General features: G+C 71.2%; 12 protein-coding genes. 10 read left to right on the top strand and 2 right to left on the bottom strand.

All coding sequences use genetic code 11. The features are described 5' to 3' along the window. Positions 1 to 16: 16 nt before the first annotated feature. A complete protein-coding gene (locus ACIP4P_RS44185) occupies positions 17 to 1294 on the top strand; it encodes a hypothetical protein (RefSeq protein WP_400929907.1) in 1278 nt (425 codons plus the stop codon). A gap of 90 nt (positions 1295 to 1384) precedes the next feature. Here the strand turns inward: ACIP4P_RS44185 and ACIP4P_RS44180 are convergent, their stop codons facing one another. Then, positions 1385 to 2788, bottom strand: a complete 1404-nt coding sequence (locus ACIP4P_RS44180; RefSeq protein WP_350517792.1) for an APC family permease — start codon at positions 2786 to 2788, stop codon at positions 1385 to 1387. Between the two features lie 481 nt (positions 2789 to 3269). Further along, positions 3270 to 7214 carry a type VII secretion protein EccCa gene (gene eccCa, locus ACIP4P_RS44175; RefSeq protein ID WP_400929903.1) on the bottom strand — a complete coding sequence of 1315 codons (3945 nt, stop codon included), beginning with the start codon at positions 7212 to 7214 and terminating at the stop codon, positions 3270 to 3272. 437 nt (positions 7215 to 7651) lie between these two features. On the opposite strand from eccCa, the gene eccD reads away from it, so the two are divergent. The 9 genes from eccD (at position 7652) to ACIP4P_RS44130 (ending at position 18666) form a co-directional block, all read left to right on the top strand. Next, positions 7652 to 9115 (top strand): type VII secretion integral membrane protein EccD, encoded by a 1464-nt coding sequence (gene eccD, locus ACIP4P_RS44170; RefSeq protein WP_400929900.1) that lies wholly within the window; start codon positions 7652 to 7654, stop codon positions 9113 to 9115. Positions 9116 to 9304: 189 nt separating this feature from the next. Beyond that, positions 9305 to 9595, top strand: a complete 291-nt coding sequence (gene rpsO / locus ACIP4P_RS44165; RefSeq protein ID WP_188302791.1) for a 30S ribosomal protein S15 — start codon at positions 9305 to 9307, stop codon at positions 9593 to 9595. A 453-nt stretch (positions 9596 to 10048) separates the two neighbouring features. Then, a complete protein-coding gene (locus ACIP4P_RS44160) occupies positions 10049 to 12256 on the top strand; it encodes a polyribonucleotide nucleotidyltransferase (protein WP_350517795.1) in 2208 nt (735 codons plus the stop codon). Between the two features lie 118 nt (positions 12257 to 12374). Continuing rightward, a complete protein-coding gene (locus tag ACIP4P_RS44155) occupies positions 12375 to 13727 on the top strand; it encodes a pitrilysin family protein (RefSeq protein WP_350517796.1) in 1353 nt (450 codons plus the stop codon). A gap of 28 nt (positions 13728 to 13755) precedes the next feature. Continuing rightward, positions 13756 to 14502 (top strand): 4-hydroxy-tetrahydrodipicolinate reductase, encoded by a 747-nt coding sequence (dapB, locus tag ACIP4P_RS44150; protein ID WP_400929896.1) that lies wholly within the window; start codon positions 13756 to 13758, stop codon positions 14500 to 14502. A 7-nt stretch (positions 14503 to 14509) separates the two neighbouring features. After that, the gene (locus ACIP4P_RS44145; RefSeq protein ID WP_400929893.1) at positions 14510 to 14968 is read left to right on the top strand and encodes a hypothetical protein; all 459 of its coding nucleotides are present in this window, start codon (positions 14510 to 14512) and stop codon (positions 14966 to 14968) included. Then, positions 14965 to 15696, top strand: coding sequence for an FAD-dependent thymidylate synthase (gene thyX / locus ACIP4P_RS44140; RefSeq protein WP_350517799.1), 732 nt, complete (start codon positions 14965 to 14967; stop codon positions 15694 to 15696). The genes ACIP4P_RS44145 and thyX overlap by 4 nt, the downstream gene beginning before the upstream one ends. A gap of 214 nt (positions 15697 to 15910) precedes the next feature. Then, positions 15911 to 16810 carry a 4-hydroxy-tetrahydrodipicolinate synthase gene (gene dapA / locus ACIP4P_RS44135; RefSeq protein ID WP_400929888.1) on the top strand — a complete coding sequence of 300 codons (900 nt, stop codon included), beginning with the start codon at positions 15911 to 15913 and terminating at the stop codon, positions 16808 to 16810. A gap of 170 nt (positions 16811 to 16980) precedes the next feature. After that, positions 16981 to 18666 (top strand): ribonuclease J, encoded by a 1686-nt coding sequence (locus ACIP4P_RS44130; RefSeq protein WP_350517801.1) that lies wholly within the window; start codon positions 16981 to 16983, stop codon positions 18664 to 18666. Positions 18667 to 18950: the final 284 nt, after the last annotated feature.

The raw sequence follows: 18950 nt of genomic DNA, 5'->3' as shown, positions 1-18950 counted from the left end.
GAGACGGTGATCAGCCATGTCCGAGTCGGACAAGTTCGAAGACGATCTTCTCTACGCCATCACCCGTACCGGTGAGGGTTTCCACCCCGAGCAGGCCGACCAGGCCGGGCTGGTCGCGGGCGGGTACCAGCGCGGCCGCCGCCGCTGGCGCCGCCGGTCGACCGCCGCGGTGGTGGGCGGCGCCGCCGCGCTGGCCCTGGTGGGCACCGGGGCGGTGTACCTGACCGGCGGCGGCTCGCCGACCGGTACGGCCACGGTCGCCGCCGCCTCCACGGGCACGGCGTCCGGCACGGCCGGTGCGAGCCTGACCCCGGCCTCGGCCGGCACGCCCGCCGCCAAGGTGGTCACCGGCCCCGAGGTGCTGGCCGCCTTCCAGGCGCTGCTGCCCAAGGGCCAGGTCACCGATGGCAAGGGCACCGGCACCGAGCCCGACAAGAAGGGCTGGAGCGTTCACGCGGGCGCCAGCCTGCTCTTCGACGACGGCCAGGGTCAGGCCGCGATGGGCATCTCGCTCACCCGCCTGGCGCCGGACGACCCCAACCGGGCGCAGAACTCCTGCCCGGACAAGAAGCTGGTCCCGTACGACGCCTGCACCGCCACCAGCCTGCCGGGCGGCGGTTCGCTGACCGTCTTCCAGGGCTACGAGTACCCGGACAAGCACGTCTCCACCAAGTGGTGGAACGCCAAGCTGATCGGCCAGGACGGCCGGCAGATCGAGCTGTCCGAGTGGAACTCCCCGGCCGAGAAGGATGCGCCGGACAGCCGTCCGAACCCGCCGCTGTCGCCGGAGCAGCTCAAGGCGATCGTCACCGACAAGTCCTGGGACCCGGTCATCGCCGCGATCCCGGAGCCGAAGCCGGTCAAGCTGCCGGACACCGGCAAGGAGTACAGCGCCAAGGAGATCCTGGAGATCACCGCCACGCTGCTGCCGAGCGGGCTGACCGAGACGGAGACCGCCGGCGACGGCTCCGGCTACGCCAACTTCGTGCTGGACGACGGCAAGGGCAAGTCCCTGGTGCAGCTGAACGTGCAGGACTGGAGCCACGGCGGCACGGGGGGCCTGTTCGGCAACGCCCGGACGCTGCCGGACGGCACCAAGGTGGTGGTCCGCAAGGAGGGCGGCAACCCGGGCATGTGGACGGTGGACACCCTGCACCCGGACGGTCTGCGGGTGGTGATCAGCTCGTTCAACAGCGGCACCCAGAAGACCCCGCCGACCCGCAAGGCCCCGGTGCTGACCGACGACCAGATGCAGACGATCGCGGCGGCCCCGGTCTGGAAGCTCAAGAAGTAGCGGCGGGCCGGACGGAATGCGGCGGTGCCCCGGGCTCTTGGGGGAGGGCCCGGGGCACCGCCGTGTGGGGGAGGGGTGGGGGTCGGTGGGTCAGTCCCGCTGGTCCTCGGGGAGGGTGATCACCCAGCGGGTGTCCTGCCGGGGGCGCAGGTAGAGCAGCCAGTAGAGGGTGGCGGCGGCGGTGATGCCGCCGGTCCACAGCAGCGGCTCGGCGTCCAGCTTGGTCATGACGTAGAGCAGGACGAGGATCAGCAGCACCGGGACGGCCGGCCACAGCGGCATCCGCCAGGCGGCGGCGTGCTTGTGGTGGCCGCGGCGGGAGAGCAGCGAGGCGATGGCGACCAGCAGGTACATCGCGGTGACGGCGACGCCGGTGATGTTGCTGAGCAGTTCGCCCTTGACGAAGCAGAGCGCGGCGCCGGGCAGGCCGACGGCCAGGGTGGCGACCCACGGGGAGCCGAAGCGGCCGAGGGTGCCGAAGGCCTTGTTGACCGGCTCGGGCCAGGCCTTGTCGCGGGCGGAGGCGAACAGCACCCGGGAGTTCTGGATGACCATGACGATGCCGGCGTTGATGATGGCCAGCGCGATGCAGAGGCTGATGAAGGTGCCGACCGCGGAGTTGCTCCAGGCGGTGACCATGCCGGAGATGTCGCCGTCGGTCAGGCTCTGCAGGTCGGGGGCGCCCATGGTGATGGCGGCGACCGGGATCAGGATGATGGCGCTGGACAGGCCGAGGGTCCACAGCACGGTGCGGGAGACGGTGCGGCGGGGGTTCTCCAGCTCCTCGGAGAGGTAGACGGCGGTGGAGAAGCCCTGGGTGGCGAACAGCGCGATGCCGAGCGCTCCGACGATGGCGCCGATGCCGACCGTCTTGGTGGCGCCGCCGTCCCCGGCGACCAGGCCGTGCAGCAGGCTGGCGTGCTCCGGGTTGGCGTGGGCGAAGCCGAGCACGGAGACCACGCCGGCCGCGATGACCTCCAGGACCAGGAAGATGCCGGTGATCCAGGCGTTGGCGCGCAGGTCGAGCAGGCCGGCCAGGGTGGCGGCGAGCATCACGGCGGCGCCGGCGATCGGCTTGTCGACGTGCAGCACGGGCGCGAGGTAGTCGGCGGTGCCGAGGGCGATGACCGAGGGGACGATCATCACCACGATCAGCGACTGGATGAAGACCAGCCAGCCCGCGAGCCGTCCGGCCAGGGTGCCGACCATCGCGTACTCGCCGCCGGCGCTGGGGATCAGGGTGCCGAGCTCGGAGTAGCAGAACGCGACCGCGATGCAGAGCACCGAGCCGATGGCGATGGCCAGGGCGGTGGCGCTGCCGATGCTGGAGAACAGTTCCGGCACGATCACGAAGAGCGTCGACGCGGGCGTGACGCAGGACAGCGTGAGCAGGGTGCCGCCCACGACGCCGATCGAGCGCTTGAGCTGCTGGGGCGCGACTGCCCCGTCCGCCGTGGCGGCTACGGTCTGTGGCGGGCGAAGCGTGTCGGTCATGTGGCATCCGATCGGCTCTGAACGGTCCTGGAAGGGGAGCGGGTATCGCCTCCGCTGGCTGGTTGCTCGGGTCTGGTCCGGTCGCTCCCGGGCCGCCATGGAACCTTGGGCGTATTGATTGCGTCAACGCCGGAACTGCTTCGGAATCCGTTGCGGTGGACGGCGCAGACATGCGATCCGATGATCACTTACCGTCATCACGCTGTTTGTCCGACTTGTTACCTTGGCCACAATGGATATGAATCAAAGGTAAACAGTCTGTTGCAAGCCACCTTTCAAAGGCGGCATCTCGATCGGACGGCGACACGTCCAGGTGGCCCCGGGTAGGGCGACAACTCGCAGGTCGGGTACGGGAACCGTAGCCCCGGGCCGGAAAGATCTAGGTAACGTTTCAGCACCTGGGACGCCGAAGGGGCCGGACTCCGGAAGTCCGACCCCCTCGATCACCGTCCGTAGCGGACGGCTCGGTCACTCCGTGCGCTCACTGGACCGGCAGCCAGCCCGTCTGGACCATCTGCCCGCCGGTCACCCGGCGTGACACGAAGACCCCGCGGCCCGGCGGCAGCGCCTGCGGCTTGACCGTCCCCAGCAGCGCGCCCTCGTCCCGGTTGCCGGACAGGATGACGCCCTGCCCGCCCAGCTCGCGCATCCGCTGCACCACCGGCTCGTACAGCGAGCGTCCGGCACCGCCCGCGCTGCGGGCCACGATCACCCGCAGGCCGATGTCCCGGGCGAACGGCAGGAACTCGGCCAGCGGCGCCAGCGGGTTGCCCGAGCCGGTCGCGACCAGCTCGTAGTCGTCGACGATCACGAACATGTCCTTGCCGCTGTACCAGCTGCGGTTGCGCAGCTGCTCGGCGGTCACGTCCGGGCCGGGCAGCCGGCGGGCGCAGGCCCCGCGCAGCATGTCCACGATCGCCGCCATGGCCGGCTGGGCGGCCGCGTACTCCACCAGGTACTCCGGCGGGACGGTGCCCAGCAGGGCGCGCCGGTAGTCGCCGACCACGATGCCGGCCTGGTCCGGGGAGTAGCGCTCGGTGATCTGCTTGATCAGCATCCGCAGCAGCGCCGACTTCCCGGACTCGGTGTCGCCGAACACGATGAACAGCGGGTCGGTCTCGAAGTTGACGAACACCGGCGCCAGTTCGGCCTCGTCCACGCCGAAGGACACCCCGCGCTCCGGGTGCTCGAAGCCCTTCGGCAGCGAGGTCCCGTCCAGGACGGCGGGCAGCATCCGCACCTGGGGGGCGCGCGGCCCGGTCCAGGCGCCGTCGACCGCGGCCACCAGCCCGGTCACCCCGTCCTGGAGGTCCTCCACCGCGGCGGAGCCGTCCAGCCGCGGCAGGCCGCCGAGGAAGTGCAGCCGCTCCGCGGTGATGCCCCGCCCGGCCAGCGCCGGGACGTTCTGCGCCACCCGGCGGTCCACCTCGGACTCCATCGCGTCACCGAGCCGCAGCTCGATGCGGTTCTGCAGCAGGTCCTTCAGCGCCGGGCGCACCTCCGCGTACCGGGCCGCGGTGATCACCAGGTGGACGCCGTAGCCGAGGCCGCGCTGGGCGAGGTCGCCGATGACCGGCTCCAGCCCCTCGAACTCCTGCTTGAAGGTGTTCCAGCCGTCGATCATCAGGAACACGTCGCCGAAGGCCTGGTCCGGCAGCTGTCCGGCCGCCCGGCGGGCCCGGTAGGTCGCGATGGTGTCGATCCCGGCCGCCCGGAACAGCTCCTCGCGCCGGTTCATCACCGCGTGCACCTCGGAGACCATCCGGCGCACCTTGTCCACGTCCAGCCGCCCGGCCACCCCGCCGACGTGCGGCAGGCCGAGCAGCGACTGGAAGCTGCCCGCGCCGAAGTCCAGCAGGTAGAACTGCACCTCGCGGGGGGTGTGGGTGAGGCCGAAGGCGGCCGTCATGGTGCGCAGCACGGTGGACTTGCCCGACCGCGGGCCACCCACCACCAGGCCGTGGCCGGCCGCCCCGGAGAAGTCGACCTCCAGGATGTCGGTCTTCTGCTCGCGCGGCTTGTCCACGATCCCGATCGGCGCCCGCAGCCGCCCGCCCGGGTAGCCCGGCGCGGTCAGCCCGCGCTCCGGGACGACCTGCAGCGGCGGCAGCAGGTGGTCCAGGCTCGGCGCCTCGTCCAGCGGCGGCAGCCACACCTGGTGCGCGGCCGGTCCCTGGCCGGCCATCCGCTGGACGAACACGTCCAGCACGGTGTCCACCAGCGCGTCGTCCTGCTCCGGGGCCTGCGGCGCCTCCTCCTCCGCCGGGGCCGGCGGCAGGTCCACGAAGGCCGAGGTGAAGGCCACCGGGCGGGCGTTCACCCGCCGCCCGCCGGTCGAGCGCTGCTGCCCCGGCGCCCGGTACGGCCCCGAGACGTACGCGGCCTTGAACCGGTCCATCACGTCCTCGCCGAACTTCAGGTAGCCGACGCCCGGCACCGGCGGCAGGTGGTAGGCGTCCGGCACGCCGATCGCCGCCCGCGACTCGGCCGCCGAGAAGGTGCGCAGACCGATCCGGTACGAGAGGTAGGTGTCCAGGCCGCGCAGCTTGCCCTCCTCCAGGCGCTGCGAGGCCAGCAGCAGGTGCACGCCCAGGGAGCGGCCGATCCGGCCGATCTGGATGAACATCTCGATGAAGTCGGGCTTGGCGGTGAGGAGTTCGGAGAACTCGTCGATGATCAGCACCAGTGAGGGCAGCGGGTCCAGCGCCGCGCCGGCCGCCCGGGCCCGCTCGTACTCGTGGATGTTGGCGTAGTTGCCGGAGCGGTGCAGCAGTTCCTGGCGGCGGTGCAGCTCGCCCTCGATCGCGTCGCGCATGCGGTCGACCAGGGTGAGCTCGCCCTCCAGGTTGGTGATCACCGCGGAGGTGTGCGGCATGTCCGCCATGCCGAGGAAGGTCGCGCCGCCCTTGAAGTCGGCGAGCACGAAGTTCAGCGTCTCCGAGGAGTGGGTCATCGCCAGTGCGAGCACCAGCGTGCGCAGCAGCTCCGACTTGCCGGAACCGGTCGCGCCCACGCACAGGCCGTGCGGGCCCATGCCCTCCAGCGCGGCCTCCTTGATGTCCAGGTAGACGTGCTCGCCGCCCGCGCCGACGCCGATCGGCACCCGCATCCGCTCGTGCTGGGCGCGCGGGCGCCAGCTGCGGGCCACGTCGAAGGAGCCCGGGTCGCCCGAGTTCATCATGTCGGTGAAGTCCAGGTTGGACAGCAGCGGTTCGTCGTCCCCGCCGGCCGAGGCCCGGTACGGCGCCAGCTGCCGGGCCAGCGCCTCGGACTGCCACAGCGAGAGCAGGTCCGGCTTGCCCGCGTAGGTCGCCCCGGAGGCCGAACGCAGCACCAGCTCCTGCGGGTTGACCGTCACCATCAGGTGCCCGCTGGGCTCGTCCACCTCACCCGGGACGACCTCGATCACGGTCACCCCCTGCACGCCCTCGGGGCTCGCCAGCACCGAGTCGTGCGGCACCCCGGCGCCGTCCATGACCACCACCAGGTGCGGCTGGTCCGCGGCGGGCGCCGCGTCCCGGACGAAGCGCTGGCGGCCGGACAGCTCGTCCTGCAGCAGGTACTCCAGCTCGCCCAGGTCGTTCGCGCTCAGCCGGCGCGAGCCCGCGCCGTCGCTCTCCTTGCGGTGCTGGTTGTGCGGGAGCCACTTGGTCCAGTCCCACTCCTCGGCCGCGCCGGGCGCCGCGGCGACCGCGACCAGCAGGTCGTCCGGCGAGTGCAGGGTGGTCAGTTGGGCGATCATCGCGCGCACGTTCCCGTACACCGAGTCCGGGTCCCCGCACACCGTGATGTGGTAGAAGGCCCGCAGCGAGACCGCCAGCGGCAGGTCCTGAAGGGTGCCGTGCGCCTTGAGGAAGGAGTGCATCGCGGCCGCCGACAGTGGCTCCAGCTCGTCCATCGGCGCGGTCTGCGGCGCCACCAGCGGGGTGGACAGCTGCACCGGCCCGAGGCCCACCCGGATCTGCGCGAAGTCGCCGTCCGCCGTGCGCCGCTCCCACAGCCGCCGGCCGTCCTCGACGATCGACCACAGCTGGTCCGGCGCCGGGTTCAGGAACAGCAGCGCGCCGCGCTGGCTCTCCGCCGTGCGGCGCACCTGGCGGCGGGTCTGCTGGAGGTACTTGAGGTAGTCGCGCCGCTCGTCGGCCATCGCGGTCGAGCCGCCCTTGCGGGCCCGGACGATCTGGGCCAGCACCATGCCGAGCGTCGAGACGATCATCAGACCGCCCATGATCTTCATCGGGGCGGCCGCACCGGGGGAGAAGAAGAACACCGCCGAGCCGCCCATGCCGAGCATCGGCAGGATGCTCATCAGCCAGTCCTCGTGGCCCTGCCGGGGCAGCTCGGGCGGACTGACCAGCTCCACCGGTTCGTCCGGCACGGTCGGCGGGTAGGCCCTGGCCGGTCGCTTGACCATGATCACACCCATGCGTCATCCACCCCGCGGCGTCGATCGATCACTTCGGCATCAGCCCTCACGCGACTGCGCCGGCTCCGGTACGGGATCCCGTGGCTGAGGACGCCCCACGCAGCGCAGCCCCCGTACCACCGTGCGCAGGCGCCGATCCTAACGGTCGCCCCCGCACCGCCCGCCAGACCCCGGCGCCGTGCGGCCTCCCCGCCCGACCCCGCCGCGGCAGCGGGCACGAACCGAGCGGGTAGGGTAACGCCGCGCCAACTCGCGGCCCGGCCGGGCCGGTTCCGCAGCCACACACCGCGCGCCGCCGTGCCGCGGCACCGTCAACCCAGGGGGAGCGCTCAGTGCGTCGAAGGATCGAGGTGCGGACCAATGAGTGAGCGGAGCGAGCTCATCATTGAGAGGTGCGCGTGGGCGAGTGCCCCTGCCGAGCGCAGCGAGGTGGGCGCATGAGCACTAGTACGGCTGCCACGGGCTACTGCCGGGTCACCGTCGTCGCCCCGGACCGCCGGATCGACGTCGCCCTGCCCGAGGACGTCCCCCTCGCCGACGTCTACCCCGAGGTGCTGCGACTGGCCAACCAGAGCCAGCCCGAGGGCGCCCCCACCGGCTACCACCTGGTCCGCCGCGACGGCACCGTGCTCGACAGCAGCCTGTCGCTGGCCGCCCAGCAGGTCCGCGACGGCGACCTGCTGGCGCTGCGCCCCTTCGCCGAGTCGCTGCCGCCGGCCGTCCACGACGACGTCGCCGACGCCATCGCCAGCGCCGTCGAGGCCGACCGCCGCTTCTGGACCGTCGACCTGATGCGCGGCTTCGGCCTGATCGGCGCCGGCGTCCTGCTCACCCTGCTCGGCTTCGCGCTCTGGTTCTCCGACCTGCGCCACGACATGCACAGCCTGCCCGGGGTGCTGGCCGGCGTCACCGCCGTCGTGCTCACCGCGCTCGCCGGGGTGCGCGCCCGGGTCTACCGGGACCCGCACGCCGCGGTCGCGCTCGGCCTCGGCGCCCTCCCGCACGCGATGATCGCCGGCAGCGGCGTCATCGCCGTCACCCATCCGGGGGACGGCCCGGGCCGGCTCCAGTTCCTGGCCGGCTGCGTCACCGTCCTGGTGGTCGCCGTGCTGCTCGCCGGCCTGCTGCCGGAGCAGGACGCGGTGTTCGTCGCCGCCGCCCTCGTCGCCACCGCCGGCGCCCTCGCCACCTTCGCCGCCGTGCTGATGCCCGGCACCCCGGCCGGCAACATCGCCGCCGTCACCGGCGTCGCCGCGGTCGCCGCCGTCGGCTTCCTGCCCGGCCTCTCCGCCCGCTTCGCCCGGCTGCCGGTCGGCTTCAGCGCCCCCGGCCAGACCCGCACCCGCAGCCGCGACTACGACGAGGAGGCCGAGCGCGCCGAGGCCGTCCAGTACGAGCGGATCGCCCACCAGGCCCGCCGCGGCCACGAGGTGCTGGTCGGCCTGGTCGGCGGCTGCGCCGCGGTCGTGGTCGGCGCCTGCGCCGTCCTCTCCTTCACCGACCGGACCTTCCCCGAACTGCTCGCACTCGCCCTGGGCATCGCCACCATGCTGCGCGCCCGGCTGTTCCGCTACACCGCGCAGGTCCTCGGCCTCACCGTCGCCGGCCTGCTGAGCCTGTGCCTGCTGATCGTCGGGCTGTCCCTGCACACCCCGCAGTTCATCCTGCGCGCGGCCGGCTCCGGCACCCAGCTCGACCTGCGCACCGTCTGGCTGGCCGCCTCCATCGCCTTCGGCGCCGCGCTGCTCACCGCGATCGCCCTGGTGGTGCCCCGGCTCGGCGTCTCCCCGTTCTGGGGCCGCATCCTGGACCTGGTGGACAGCCTCACCCTGATCTCGCTGGTCCCGCTGGCGCTGGCCGTGCTGAACGTCTACCGGCTGGTCCGCGGCGCCACCGGCTGAGCGCCCGACGGGCGCCCGCGCACCCGCCCGTCACCCGGGTGGGCCGCACTGGTACGCTTGGCCACCGAGCGCAGCCATGTGTCCGCCCACTCGTGGGCAGCCGACCGCGGGCCGCGCTCACGACACCGAGTTCTCGCAGAGTCCTGTGCAGTCGACCAGGACCGCTCGGTAGACCTTGAAGGAGTTGCAGTGGCTCTCGCCTCTGACGTCAAGAAGCAGATCTTCGCCGAGTTCGGCCAGAAGGAGGGCGACACCGGCTCCCCCGAGGTCCAGGTCGCCATGCTGTCGCGCCGTATCTCGGACCTGACCGAGCACCTCAAGTTCCACAAGCACGACCACCACTCGCGTCGTGGCCTGCTGATCCTGGTCGGCCAGCGTCGCCGCCTCCTGCAGTACCTGGCCAAGAAGGACATCGAGCGCTTCCGTACGCTCGTCGACCGTCTGGGCATCCGTCGCGGTGCCGCCGGCGGCGCCCGCTAAGACCGCCGCTCGGGGCGGCTCCCCACACCGGGGAGCCGCCCCGCGTGCGTATGCCGCCGCGGTTCGACCGCGGCACCCTGACATAACAACTCGCGCGCACCTCCCCAGGTGGCCGAGGATTGCACCGTAGGGTTGTGGGCATGCCGGGTGATGGCGCAGCAGCGCGCCACCCGGGCAGCAAGCCCGAACCCCCCGCGGGACGAAGGCTTCAAACGGAAGCCGCCCGCATCCGAGAGAGCGTCCAGACGCGGACCGCCCGTCCCGGCCCGGCAGCCGTGAGGCGCCGGTCCTCGGTAGTGGCCCCCGGAACCCCCGCAGCCGAGCGGGGCACCCCGGAGGCTTCGATCGAAGACCGGCCCGACTGCCGCCCTCCTTGGCAGGAGGGCCCCAGGGCCGAACAGAGGCAGCGCGGGGACGCTCTCCCGGAGACGTACGAAAGAGGAGATCTTCCAGGTGGAAGAGAACGTGTTCTACGCCGAGGCCGTGATCGACAACGGTTCCTTCGGCACCCGTACCATCCGCTTCGAGACCGGCCGTCTGGCCCGTCAGGCCGCCGGCTCCGCCGTGGCCTACCTCGACGACGACACCATGGTGCTGTCGGCCACCAGCGCGTCCAAGCAGCCGAAGGAGCACTTCGACTTCTTCCCGCTGACCGTGGACGTCGAGGAGCGGATGTACGCCGCCGGCCGCATCCCCGGCTCGTTCTTCCGTCGCGAGGGCCGGCCGTCCGAGGACGCGATCCTCACCTGCCGCCTGATCGACCGCCCGCTGCGCCCGTCCTTCGTCAAGGGCCTGCGCAACGAGGTCCAGGTCGTCTGCACGATCATGGCGCTCAACCCCGACCACCTGTACGACGTGGTCGCGATCAACGCCGCCTCCGCCTCCACCCAGCTGGCGGGCCTGCCGTTCTCCGGCCCGATCGGTGGCGTCCGCGTCGCGCTGATCAACGGCCAGTGGGTGGCCTTCCCGACCCACAGCGAGCTGGAGTCGGCCGTCTTCGACATGGTCGTCGCCGGTCGCGTCCTGCCGGACGGCGACGTCGCGATCATGATGGTCGAGGCCGAGGCCACCGACAAGACCATCAAGCTGGTCGAGGGCGGCGCCGAGGCGCCGACCGAGGAGGTCGTGGCCTCCGGCCTCGACGCCGCCAAGCCCTTCATCAAGGTGCTGTGCGCCGCGCAGGCGCAGCTGGCCGCCCAGGCCGCCAAGCCGACCGCCGACTTCCCGGTCTTCCTGGACTACCAGGACGACGTCCTGGCCGCCCTGACCGCCGCCGTCAAGGACGAGCTGGCCAAGGCCCTCACCATCCCGGGCAAGCAGGAGCGCAACGCCGAGCTGGACCGCGTCAAGGCGGTCGCCGCCGAGAAGCTGCTCCCCGAGTTCGAGGGTCGCGAGAAGGAGATCAGCGCCGCCTACAACGCGCTGACCAAGAAGATCGTCCGCGAGCGCGTCATCAAGGACAAGGTCCGCATCGACGGCCGCGGCGTCACCGACATCCGCACCCTGGCCGCCGAGGTCGAGGCCATCCCGCGGGTCCACGGCTCGGCCCTGTTCGAGCGCGGCGAGACCCAGATCCTGGGTGTCACCACGCTGAACATGCTCCGGATGGAGCAGCAGCTCGACACGCTCTCCCCGGAGACGCGTCGCCGCTACATGCACAACTACAACTTCCCGCCGTACTCGGTCGGCGAGACCGGCCGCGTGGGCTCGCCCAAGCGTCGCGAGATCGGCCACGGCGCGCTGGCCGAGCGCGCCATCCTGCCGGTCCTGCCGACCCGCGAGGAGTTCCCGTACGCCATCCGCCAGGTCTCCGAGGCGCTGAGCTCCAACGGCTCCACCTCGATGGGCTCGGTCTGCGCGTCCACCATGTCGCTGCTGAACGCCGGTGTGCCGCTGAAGGCCGCCGTCGCCGGCATCGCCATGGGCCTGATCTCCCAGGAGATCGACGGCGAGACCCACTACGTCGCGCTGACCGACATCCTGGGCGCCGAGGACGCGTACGGCGACATGGACTTCAAGGTCGCCGGTACCCGCAACTTCATCACCGCCCTCCAGCTGGACACCAAGCTGAACGGCATCCCGGCGTCGGTGCTGGCCGCCGCGCTGAAGCAGGCCAAGGACGCCCGCCTGCACATCCTCGACGTGATGAACGAGGCCATCGACTCGCCCGACGAGATGTCCCCGAACGCGCCGCGCATCATCACCATCAAGATCCCGGTGGACAAGATCGGTGAGGTCATCGGCCCCAAGGGCAAGATGATCAACCAGATCCAGGAGGACACCGGCGCCGAGATCACGATCGAGGACGACGGCACCATCTACATCGGTGCCGCCGACGGCCCGGCCGCCGAGGCCGCCCGCACCACGATCAACCAGATCGCCAACCCGACCATGCCGGAGGTCGGCGAGCGCTACCTGGGCACCGTGGTCAAGACCACGACGTTCGGCGCGTTCGTCTCGCTCATGCCGGGCAAGGACGGCCTGCTGCACATCTCGCAGATCCGCAAGCTCGCCGGTGGCAAGCGCGTGGAGAACGTCGAGGACGTCCTCGGCGTCGGCGCCAAGGTGCAGGTCGAGATCGCCGAGATCGACCCGCGCGGCAAGCTCTCGCTGATCCCGGTCATCGAGGGCGAGGAGGCCGGCGAGGCCGCTTCCGAGTGAAGCGCCGCTAGCTGACCCTTGCGGCCCGTACGCCTCCCGGCGTGCGGGCCGCACCCCGTTGTCCACGCGTTCGTCCGTACGTGCCATTCCACGTGCGTTTCCTCTGGAGGTACCCACCGTGGCCCAGGCCCCGGCGGTAAAGCAGCGTCCCGGCACCACCCGGACCCTGCTCAAGGGCGTCGACGGCGCCGGCACGGTGCGCCGGACCGTCCTGCCCGGCGGCCTGCGGGTCGTCACCGAAACCCTGCCGACGGTTCGCTCCGCGACGTTCGGCATCTGGGTCGGCGTCGGCTCGCGGGACGAGACCCCGCAGCTCAACGGCGCCACCCACTACCTGGAGCACCTGCTCTTCAAGGGCACCGAGCGGCGCAGCGCGCTGGACATCTCGGCGGCCCTGGACGCGGTCGGCGGCGAGATGAACGCCTTCACCGCGAAGGAGAACACCTGCTACTACGCCCGGGTCCTGGACACCGACCTGCCGCTGGCCATCGACGTGGTCTGCGACATGCTCACCGGCTCGCTGATCCGCACCGAGGACGTCGACGCCGAGCGCGGCGTCATCCTCGAAGAGATGGCGATGGCCGAGGACGACCCGGGCGACGTGGTCCACGACCTGTTCGCCAGGGTGATCTTCGGCAGCGGCCCGCTCGGCCGCCCGATCCTCGGCACCCAGGAGACCATCAAGGCGCTCACCCGGGAGCAGATCGCCGGCTTCTACCACCGCCGCTACCGCCCGGAGCACCTGGTCGTCGCCGCGGCCGGCAACCTGGACCACCGCAAGGTCGTCAAGCAGGTCCAGGAGGCCTTCGCCCCGGTGCTGGCCCGCTCCACCGCGGCGCCCGCCGAGGCCCGCCGCGGCGTCAAGGCGCTGCGCACGGCCGGCAAGGTCGAGGTGCTCAACCGCTCCACCGAGCAGGCCCACCTGGTGCTGGGCGTCCCCGGGGTGCCCCGGCACGACGAGCGCCGCTGGGCGATGGGCGTGCTCAACGCGGCCCTGGGCGGCGGGATGAGCTCCCGGCTGTTCCAGGAGGTCCGGGAGAAGCGCGGCCTGGCGTACTCGGTCTACTCGTACTCCTCGTCCTACGCGGACAGCGGCCTGTTCGGCATCTACGCCGGCTGCCAGCCCAAGCGGGTCGAGGAGGTGCTGCGGATCTGCCGCGAGGAGCTGGCCAAGGTCGTCGCCGACGGCATCACCGAGGAGGAACTGCACCGCGCGATCGGGCAGATCTCCGGCTCCACCGTGCTCGGCATGGAGGACACCGGCTCGCTGATGAACCGGATCGGCAAGGCCGAACTCAGCTACGGGCACCACCTGTCGGTGGACGACATGCTGGAGCGGATCGCGGCGGTGACCCTGGAGGACGTCCACGCGGTGGCCCGTGATGTGCTGGGCGCGTACCGGCCGTCGCTGGCGCTGATCGGGCCGGTCAACGACAAGCGGGCCGCCCGGCTCGCCGATCTGCTCGTGTGAGACTGCCTTGTCTGAGAGGAATTCCGCAATGACGCTGCGTGTCGCCGTGATCGGAGCCAACGGACGGATCGGCTCCGAGACGGTCAAGGCCGTCGAGGCCGCGCCCGACCTGGAGCTGGTCGCCACCCTGGGCCGTGGGTCGAAGCTGACGGAGCTGACCGAGGCCGGGGCCCAGGTCGCCGTCGAACTGACCCACCCGGACTCGGTGATGGGCAACCTCGACCACTGCCTGCACCACGGCATCCACGTGGTCACCGGCACCACCGGTTGGACGGACGAGCGGCTCGCCACCGTGCAGGGCTGGCTGGCCGACGCCCCGGAGCTAGGCCTGCTGATCGCGCCCAACTTCTCCATCGGTGCGATCCTCGGCATGAAGTTCTCCCAGATCGCCGCCCGCTACTTCGAGTCGGTCGAGGTGGTCGAGCTGCACCACGACCGCAAGGCCGACGCCCCCAGCGGCACCGCCACCCGCACCGCCCAGCTGATCGCCGCGGCCCGCGCCGAGGCCGGCCGGCCGAAGCAGCAGGACCCGACCAGCCACAGCCTGCCCGGCGCCCGCGGCGCCGACGTGGACGGGGTGCCGGTGCACGCCGTCCGGCTGCGCGGCCTGCTGGCCCACCAGCAGGTGATGTTCGGCGACACCGGCGAGACGCTCACCATCCGGCACGACTCGCTGCACCACAGCAGCTTCATGCCGGGCATCCTGCTGGGCGTGCGCAAGGTCGTCGACACCCCGGGGCTGACCTTCGGCCTCGAACACTTCCTGGACCTGTGAGCCGCAGATGACCTCCCGCACCGGTTTCTTCGTCCTGTCCGGCGTGCTGCTGCTGGTCGCCCTCGTCTGCGTGGGGGAGGGCGTCCAGCTGATCGCCACCGGCAAGCCGCTCGGCATCGGCATCGGCCTCTGCGCCTTCGTCATCCCGGTGATCGGCGTCTGGTTCCTGCGCCAGACCGTCCGCTTCGGCCGGGCCAGCGAGCGGCTCGCCCGCGAGCTGGACGCCGAGGGCGGGCTGCCGGTGGACGAGCTCCGGCGCAGCAAGGGCGGGCGGATCGACCGGGCCTCGGCCGACGCGGTGTTCGCCCGCCGCCAGGCCGAGGCGGAGGCCGAGCCCGGCGACTGGCGGGTGTGGTTCCGCCTCGCCGTGGCCTACGCCGACGCCGGCGACACCCCGCGCGCCCGCAAGACCATGCAGCACGCCATCAAGCTGCACAGCACCGAACCCGCAAGGAGTAACGCGTGAGCGAAGAACCGACGGCCCCCAGTTTCCGCAGCGATGTGACGGTGGAGCTGGTCCGCAGCGCCGCCGCCGACTCGGACGTCATCTGGGCGGCCCGGGTCTCGACCGCGGGGGAGCAGTCCCTGGAGGCGCTCCAGCAGGACCCGGAGAAGTCCAAGGGCCTGATCAACTTCCTGATGCGCGACCGGCACGGCACGCCCTTCGAGCACAACTCGATGACCTTCTTCATCAGCGCGCCGATCTTCGTGTTCCGGGAGTTCCACCGGCACCGCAGCGGCTGGTCCTACAACGAGGAGTCCGGCCGCTACCGCGAGCTGGAGCCGGTCTTCTACGTCCCGGCCGAGGACCGCAAGCTGGTCCAGCAGGGACGCCCGGGCAAGTACGAGTTCCACCAGGGCACCCCCGAGCAGCACCGGACCACCGGCGAGGCGATGGAGGCCGCGTACCGGGAGTCCTACGCCCGCTACCAGGAGATGCTGGCGGCCGGCGTGGCCCGCGAGGTGGCCCGGGCGGTGCTGCCGGTCGGCCTGTTCTCCTCGATGTACGCGACCTGCAACGCGCGTTCGCTGATGCACTTCCTCTCGCTGCGCACCCGGCGGGAGAACTCGGCGGTGCCGTCGTTCCCGCAGCGCGAGATCGAGATGGTCGCGGAGCAGATGGAGGAGCAGTGGGCCCGGCTCATGCCGCTCACCCATGCGGCCTTCGAGAAGCACGGCCGGGTCGCCCCCTGACCTGGGAGGACAGGCATATGGGCTGGATGTCGCGCATGTCTGGATTGCGGCTTTTCTAGCCGCTCCCTACATTCGTGACCACGGATTCCGGTGCTGCCCGAACCCCCGAGCGGGCAGCACCGGAATCCCATTCCCCGCCCCCGGCCTGCTCCACCTGTCCGAACCATGGACCGGCATGGGTACCGCCCCACCGCCTACGAGTAGCTTTGGACGCATGGCTCCGACCTCCACCCCCCAAACGCCGTTCGGCCGGGTGCTGACCGCTATGGTCACCCCGTTCACCGCCGACGGCGCCCTCGACATCGACGGCGCCCAGCGCCTCGCCACGCACCTCGTCGACTCCGGGAACGACGGCCTCGTCGTCAACGGCACCACCGGTGAGTCCCCGACCACCAACGACGCCGAGAAGGCCCAGCTCGTCCGCGCCGTGGTGGAGGCGGTCGGGGACCGGGCCCACGTGGTGGCCGGGGTCGGCACCAACGACACCCACCACAGCGTCGAGCTGGCCCGGCAGGCGGAGGCCGCCGGGGCGCACGGCCTGCTGGTCGTCACCCCGTACTACAACAAGCCCCCGCAGGAGGGCCTGTACCGGCACTTCACGCAGGTCGCCGACGCCACCGGCCTGCCGGTGATGGCGTACGACATCCCGGGCCGCAGCGGGGTCGCGCTGAGCCACGAGACCCTGGTCCGGCTCGGTGAGCACCCGCGGATCGTCGCCAACAAGGACGCCAAGGGCGACCTCGGCGCGGCGGCCTGGGCGATCTCCCGCTCCGACCTCGCCTGGTACTCCGGCGACGACATCCTCAACCTGCCACTGCTGTCCGTCGGGGCCGTCGGCGTGGTCAGCGTCGTCGGGCACGTGGTGGCCGGCTCGCTGAAGACGATGATCGAGGCCTACCTGGCCGGCGATGTGGCCAAGGCCACCGTGGTCCACCAGGGCCTGCTGCCGGTGTTCACCGGTATGTTCCGCACCCAGGGCGTGATCCTCACCAAGGCCGCGCTGGACCTCCAGGGCCTGCCGGCCGGGCCGCTGCGGCTGCCGCTGGTCGGCGCGACGCCCGAGGAGATCGACCGATTGAGGCAGGATCTCGCCGCCGGCGGGGTACACCTGTAACCGACAAAGACGTGCGCGCCCCGGCTCGCCGGACCCCGCCCGGGTCCGCCGCTGGACCGGACCGAAGGCGCGAGAGCACCGACCCAGTAGGAAAACGACACTGAGTACGCACGCCATATGTCACCAGGGGAGGACCCCGGGCATATGGCGTGCGTCGTGAGGAGAGTCTTTTGAGCCACCCGCACCCCGAACTCGGCGCACCCCCGGCCCTCAAGGAGGGCGCCCTCCGCATCACTCCGCTCGGCGGCCTCGGCGAGATCGGCCGCAACATGACGGTCCTCGAGTACGGCGACCGCATCCTGATCATCGACTGCGGCGTCCTCTTCCCCGAGGACGAGCAGCCCGGCGTGGACCTGATCCTGCCGGACTTCAGCTACATCCGGGACCGCCTGGACAAGGTCGACGGCATCGTCCTCACCCACGGGCACGAGGACCACATCGGGGCCGTCCCCTTCCTGCTCCGGGAGAACCCGGACATCCCGCTGATCGGCTCCAAGCTGACCCTCGCCCTGATCGAGGCCAAGCTCGCCGAGCACCGCATCCGGCCGTACGTGCTGGAGGTCAAGGAGGGCGAGCGCGAGCGCATCGGTCCCTTCGACTGCGAGTTCATCGCGGTCAACCACTCCATCCCGGACGCCCTCGCGGTGGCGGTCCGCACCCCCGCCGGCATGGTCGTGGCCACCGGTGACTTCAAGATGGACCAGCTGCCGCTGGACGGTCGCCTGACCGACCTGCCGACCTTCGCCAAGCTGGCGGAGGAGGGCATGGACCTGCTGCTGGTGGACTCCACCAACGCCGAGGTACCCGGCTTCATCCCGCACGAGCGGGACATCTCGGCCGCGCTCCGAAACGTTTTCGCGAACGCCGACAAGCGCATCATCGTGGCCTCCTTCGCCAGCCACGTGCACCGCATCCAGCAGGTCCTGGACGCCGCGCACGAGTACAAGCGCAAGGTCGCCTTCGTCGGCCGCTCGATGGTCCGCAACATGGGCATCGCCCGTGACCTCGGCTACCTCAAGGTGCCGGGCAACATGATCGTCGACGTCAAGCAGCTGGACGACCTGCCGGACAAGGAGGTGGTGCTGATCTGCACCGGCTCCCAGGGCGAGCCGATGGCCGCGCTGTCCCGGATGGCCAACCGCGACCACCAGATCCGCATCGTCGAGGGCGACACCGTCGTCCTGGCCTCCTCGCTGATCCCGGGCAACGAGAACGCGGTCTACCGCGTGATCAACGGCCTGACCCGCTGGGGCGCCAAGGTCGTGCACAAGGGCAACGCCAAGGTGCACGTCTCCGGCCACGCCTCGGCCGGCGAGCTGCTGTACTTCTTCAACATCTGCAAGCCGCGCAACCTCATGCCGGTGCACGGCGAGTGGCGCCACCTGCGGGCCGCCGCCGAGCTGGGCATCGCGACCGGTGTGCCGCGCAACCGCGTGGTCATCGCGGAGGACGGCGTCTGCGTCGACCTGGAGAAGGGCGTCGCCCGGATCGTCGGCAAGGTGCAGGCCGGCTACGTCTACGTGGACGGCTCCTCGGTCGGCGACATCACCGAGGCCTCGCTCAAGGACCGCAGGATCCTCGGCGAGGAGGGCTTCATCTCGGTCTTCGTCGCGGTCGACTCGACCAACGGCAAGATCATCGGTGGCCCGACCATCCAGGCCCGCGGCTCCGGTATCGACGACAACGCCTTCGTGCCGGTCGTCGCCAAGCTCCAGGAGGCCCTGGACCGCTCGGCGAGCGACGGCGTGCTGGAGCCCCGCCAGGTGCAGCAGCTCGTCCGTCGGACCATCGGCAAGTGGGTGGCGGACAACTACCGCCGCCGGCCGATGATCCTGCCGGTCGTCGTCGAGGTCTGAGCCTCCGCTCCGACCCTCGTCCGACCCGGCTGAGGCTGGTTTGACGTGGGGCGACCCGGTGCGTAATGTTCTCCGGGTTGCCCCACGGGACGAGCCCCAAGGAAGTCCTCGAATGCGAATTCGAGAACATCCGGGAAAACGGACCGAGAAACTCTGATAGAGTTCGGGAGCGCCGAAAGGCGAAAGCCAAATCCGATGAATGAAACTCCGGAAAACGGAGCGGAAAACATCTGATAAGCTGGAAACACGAAAGAACGAAGCGCCCGGAGGGCCCGCTGGAAGGC

The organism is Kitasatospora sp. NPDC089509 (genome assembly GCF_044749365.1).
Taxonomy (GTDB): Bacteria; Actinomycetota; Actinomycetes; order Streptomycetales; family Streptomycetaceae; genus Kitasatospora.
This window is presented reverse-complemented; position numbering and strand designations above follow the sequence as displayed.